4 protein-coding genes are annotated in these 4,811 nt (G+C 59.8%); 2 read left to right on the plus strand and 2 right to left on the minus strand.

Translation table 11 applies throughout. The features are described 5' to 3' along the window. Nucleotides 1-1,100: lytic transglycosylase domain-containing protein (locus tag EN925_RS23815; RefSeq protein ID WP_245487286.1), on the plus strand; the 1,100-nt coding region annotated here is incomplete at its 5' end. A gap of 109 nt (nt 1,101-1,209) precedes the next feature. Further along, nucleotides 1,210-2,109, plus strand: a complete 900-nt coding sequence (locus EN925_RS23820; protein WP_064993116.1) for an alpha/beta hydrolase — start codon at nt 1,210-1,212, stop codon at nt 2,107-2,109. A 59-nt stretch (nt 2,110-2,168) separates the two neighbouring features. On the opposite strand, the gene EN925_RS23825 is transcribed toward EN925_RS23820, so the two are convergent. Next, complete coding sequence (locus EN925_RS23825; protein WP_127369706.1) at nt 2,169-3,263, minus strand: site-specific integrase; 1,095 nt, start codon at nt 3,261-3,263, stop codon at nt 2,169-2,171. Between the two features lie 239 nt (nt 3,264-3,502). Then, nucleotides 3,503-4,648, minus strand: coding sequence for a porin (locus EN925_RS23830; RefSeq protein ID WP_127369707.1), 1,146 nt, complete (start codon nt 4,646-4,648; stop codon nt 3,503-3,505). Nucleotides 4,649-4,811 lie beyond the last annotated feature (163 nt).

The raw sequence follows: 4,811 nt of genomic DNA on the forward strand, positions 1-4,811 counted from the left end.
CGATAGAGCGTCTCGGCATAGCGATCGTAGCCCGCCTCCTGCAGCCGCTTGATGGCGCTGACGGCCTCGCGGCCGACGCCGAATTCCATGCCGGCTGGTACGCGTTGCGCGGCCTGAACGACCCCAAGCTTGCCGCAACGCATTTCGCTCGCATCGCCGACCTTGCCCAAGGGCCGATGACGCTGTCGCGCGCGTATTACTGGCTCGGCCGTGCCGCCGAAGTCGGCGGCCCGGGCAACGCCAGGGATTATTTTGCGCGCGCCGCTGCCTACGGCACGACATTCTACGGCCAGCTTGCCGCCGAACGTGTCGGCCGGCAGGCGCTCAACATCGTCTATCCCTCGCCAAGCGCCGCCGACCGGCAGAACTTTGCCGGCCGCGAGGCCGTCAGCGCCATCAAGCGGCTGCAGGAGGCGGGCTACGATCGCTATGCCGAGACGCTCTATCGCGACCTTGCCGGGCAGTTGACCAGTCCAGGCGAACTGGCGCTGCTCGCTGTCCTTGCCGAAAAGCAAGGGAACCATTTTATGGCGCTGAAAATCGGCAAGATCGCCGGGGCACGCGGCATCGATGTCGGCGCATTGTCGCATCCGCTCGGCGTCATTCCCGATTCGGCTGACATTTCCGGCTCGGGCAAGGCGCTGGCCTATGCGATCGCCCGCCAGGAAAGCGAATTCAACATCGGCGCCGTGTCCAGCGCCGGCGCGCGCGGGCTGCTGCAGCTGATGCCGGGAACCGCAAGGCAATTGGCGAAGAAGGCCGGGCTGCAGTTTTCGCAAATACGGCTGACCACCGATGCCGGCTACAACGCGACGCTTGGTTCGGCCTTCCTCGGCGAACAGCTCGACCGCTTCAACGGCTCTTACGTGCTGACCTTCGCCGGCTACAATGCTGGCCCCAACCGGGCCAGCCAGTGGGTGGCCAGATATGGCGACCCGCGCGGCAAGGACATCGACGCGGTCGTCGACTGGATCGAGCGGATTCCCTACACAGAAACAAGAAGTTACGTTCAGCGCGTGATGGAGAATTACGAGGTCTACAAGATGCGTATTTCCGGCAAATACGACATTGTCGGGGATCTGGTGAACGGGCGGAGTTGAGCCTTTCTGTCCTTCTCCACTTGTGGGAGAAGGCAAAAGCGCCTTTTATTGACCATCCCTGCCCTCGCCTGTAGCTGTCCAGATTGATACAGCGAGGTCGCACATTCCGATGGCAAGCGAGCAGCTTTTTTCCGACTTCTTCTACAGCGCACCGGACGGGTTAAAACTCCATGCGCGCGTCTATGGCGAGGCCAATTCCGGACCCTGGCCGGTTGTCTGCCTGCCTGGCCTGACCCGCAATGCCAGGGATTTTCACGAGCTGGCGCTCTATCTGTCGACGCATGCGGCAACTCCACGAAAGGTCATCGCCTTCGACTACCGCGGGCGCGGGCAGTCGGCTTATGATCCCGACGTCAAAAATTACAATGTCGGCGTGGAGGCCGGCGACATTCTCGCCGGGCTGGCGGCGCTGAACATCGGAGAAGCGGCCTTCATCGGCACCTCGCGCGGGGGATTGATCATCCATGTGCTCGGGACGATGCGGCCATCCGTCCTGAAAGCCATTGTTTTCAACGACATCGGACCGGTGATCGAGACGGCCGGACTTGCCCATATCCAGTCTTATCTCGAGCGCGACCCGGCACCGAAAACCCGCACACAGGCGGCGGCCGCCCAGCGCAGCGTGCATGGCGAAGACTTCCCCGCTCTTGCCGGCGCCGATTGGGATCGGATGGTATGGGCTCTCTACCGCGAAACGGATGGTGGGCTGGTGCCGGATTTCGATCCGAAGCTGGTGGATACCGTTGCCAGTCTCGATCTGACGCAGAAGCTGCCTGATCTATGGCCGCAATTCGAGGCGTTGGCCGCCATCCCGTTGCTCGCCATACGTGGTGCCAATTCGAGATTGCTGTCGATAGACACGCTCAAGCAGATGAAAGAGCGCCATTTCATGATGGAGACGATCACCGTCGAGGGCCAGGGCCATGCGCCGTTCCTCGAGACCGGCAGCCTACCGGGCGACATAGGCGCTTTTCTCGATCAGGCCGAGCGGAAGAATATCCTGAAGTAAATCCCATGACCGAACATGGTCACGGGATAGCTATGATAGTATAGGCAAGTTTCTTCAGCCTACTTGGCTTTTGAACTTTTCCGAGTCGCTTTCGGCGACTCCTTAGCGGCGGCGGCTGCCTCGTCCCTCTTTTTCCGCTCTGCCGTCGGCGACGAAGGCGTCGTCACCGGCGAAGAAAACATGGAGCCTTCAGCGCAATTACCGCCCGGCTGAGTCGATCGAGGCGTTTCCAGCACGATGACACAGCCATCGAGATCGTTGGTGGCCAGATGCGCGTAGCGCATCGTCATCGACAGCGTTTGGTGGCCGAGCCACATCTGCACGCGCCTGATGTCGATGCCGCCCTGGACCAGACGCGAGGCGCAGGTATGGCGCAGTATATGCGGCACCACCTGATCGTCGGCACCGAGGCCGACTTCGGCCTTCGCGTCGTTCCAGATGGCACGGAACTGTGCCTGGCTGAGCTTGGTGAACGGTCCTTTGGGCCGGCGGCCCTCAGTGGGAGGCAGCTTGATGACCTCTTTGACCCGCTCGGTCATCGGAATGGTGCGGCTGCGGCCGGATTTGGTGATCCAGAAGGAGACGCGATGCTCCTGGATATCGTTCCAGATCAGCCCAAGCGCCTCGCCGAGACGGCATCCGGTGTCGACCAGGAAAACGGAAAGCCTGTAGGCATCCTCGCTGCGGCTCTTGATGGCGGCGAACAGGCGCGCCTCTTCGTCCCTTTCGAGGAACCGAATCCGACCCGCCCGCTCCTTCTGGCGGCGGAACTCGGGCAGGCTGTGGATATCTCCCATCTTGTGAGCCTTGCGCAGCAGTTTGCTGAGGGCAGCCATCTTTCGATTGATGGTTGCGTTGCTGTTGCCGCGCTGGCGCAAGGTGCCGATAAGGTTGTCGAGGGTACTTTGGTCAAAGGCGCTGAAACGCTCCCCAAGGAGGATCTCGTCTATTTCGCCGATGAAAGAGCTGACATTATACTTATGCCGCCCATCATCCCATAATATGTCACGATATGCTGAAAAAAGATCTCTGACCCGATGCGACTTTACTTCTCTAATCTTGTTATAGATGTATCGAATCTTCGGACTTTGAGAAGAAAACATCGAAAAATGATCAGAGGACTCGCCCTCTTGAATCGCTTCGTTCGTCATCATTTGCCACACCCCCGAGTGGGATAGGTCAGCCCTACCCGCTTGGAAGCGTCCTTTCAAGAGATTTTAATCACGCGGTTGTGATTTCCATCCGCCCATCAGCAGATCCCACGAAACCACTCCACGGATTTATTCAGCTACCGTTACCCCCATCCTTCTGTTTGCCTTGATCCAGTCGCGAAACGAAAACAGCCCGGGCGCTTGCACGCCCGGGCTGAATTTCACCTGTAAGGAACCAGCCCTTAGAACGAGCGCTGGAAGCGGAGAATGCCGCCGATGTTGCTCTTCTTGTCAGCGCCGAACCAACCCTTGTTAAGGTCGTCACTGCCGACGTTCTGGTAGTCGACTTCGGCCGTGACCGTGAAGCCCGGAACGACGTCATAAGCGACGTTCGCCGCAATGCCGAGGTTCTTCCAGTCATCATACGAGACCTGAGCGTTGAACGAGGTCTTCTCGTTGAACTTGTAGGTGCCACCGCCCCACACCGCCCAGTTGCCGCCCCACTGCTTGTACATGCCGCGACCGCCAGCTCCGACCAGCGGATCATCGCCGAGGTTGTCGTCGGAGCCGTAGCCACCCATGACCCACAGCGACAGTTCGTTGGAGACGTTCACGTCCAGGCGAACCTTGCCGGCAACTTCTTCGTAGTTGCTGTCATACGAGACAACGCCGGTGATGGCGCCCCAGCCCTGCGTCCACTTCACGCCGCCGACAACATGCGGAACATAGCTGTCGATCGAGTAGTCGCCATAACCTTCTTCCAGCGAGACCACTGCCGAGAAGCCATTGCCGGCGTCGAAGTAGTACTGGATGACATTGGTGTCGAAGCCGCCGTAGGGAACGATCGTATCCTGGATGACGTTGCCGGCATAGCCGATGAACGTATCGAAGGCCGATTCGTCTTTACCGACGCGCAAGCCGCCGAGCTGGATCCAGGCGAAATTCAGCGTGGTACCCTTGTTGTGAGCCTGCCAGTCGCCGGCAAACTCATCGGTGTAGTCGCCGGTGTTGTTGCCGAAGTTGAAGCGGGTTTCGGTGTAGGTCTTCAACGTGCCGAGTTCGGTCTCCTGGCCGGTCCAGGTCTTCAGCGTGAAGCGAGCCTGCTTGTAGTAGGTGTCGTGCTCGTCGTCGTTCATACGGTCCGGAACGTTGTTGACGCCATCGTTGGTGCCGTGATCGCCCACGCCGATATCGTAACGGACATAGCCGCCGATGCGCAGGCAGGTCTCGGTGCCGGGGATGTAGAAGTAGCCAGCGCCGTAGACGTCGCAAATCTTGACGTATTCAGCGGGTTCCGGCTCGGCGACGACGACGGCGTCGGCGGCGCGCGCACCGGAAACTGCGATCAGGGCCGCAGCGGAGCCGAGGAGAAGGCTCTTGATGTTCATTTTCTGACCTCCAGTCAAAAGTTAAAAAACGGGTCTGGGTATTCTTTGCTGAAGGACAGCGTTCCCTGCCCCATCCCCACTACCGAAAAAGATGCGCACCGCGCCGCTCCTTCGAAATCGACATTACTCATGAGGCGGCGGCGTTCAACCACGATCGTACCGG

It is taken from the genome of Mesorhizobium sp. M7A.F.Ca.US.006.04.2.1 (assembly GCF_004022915.1).
GTDB lineage: Bacteria > Pseudomonadota > Alphaproteobacteria > Rhizobiales > Rhizobiaceae > Mesorhizobium > Mesorhizobium ciceri.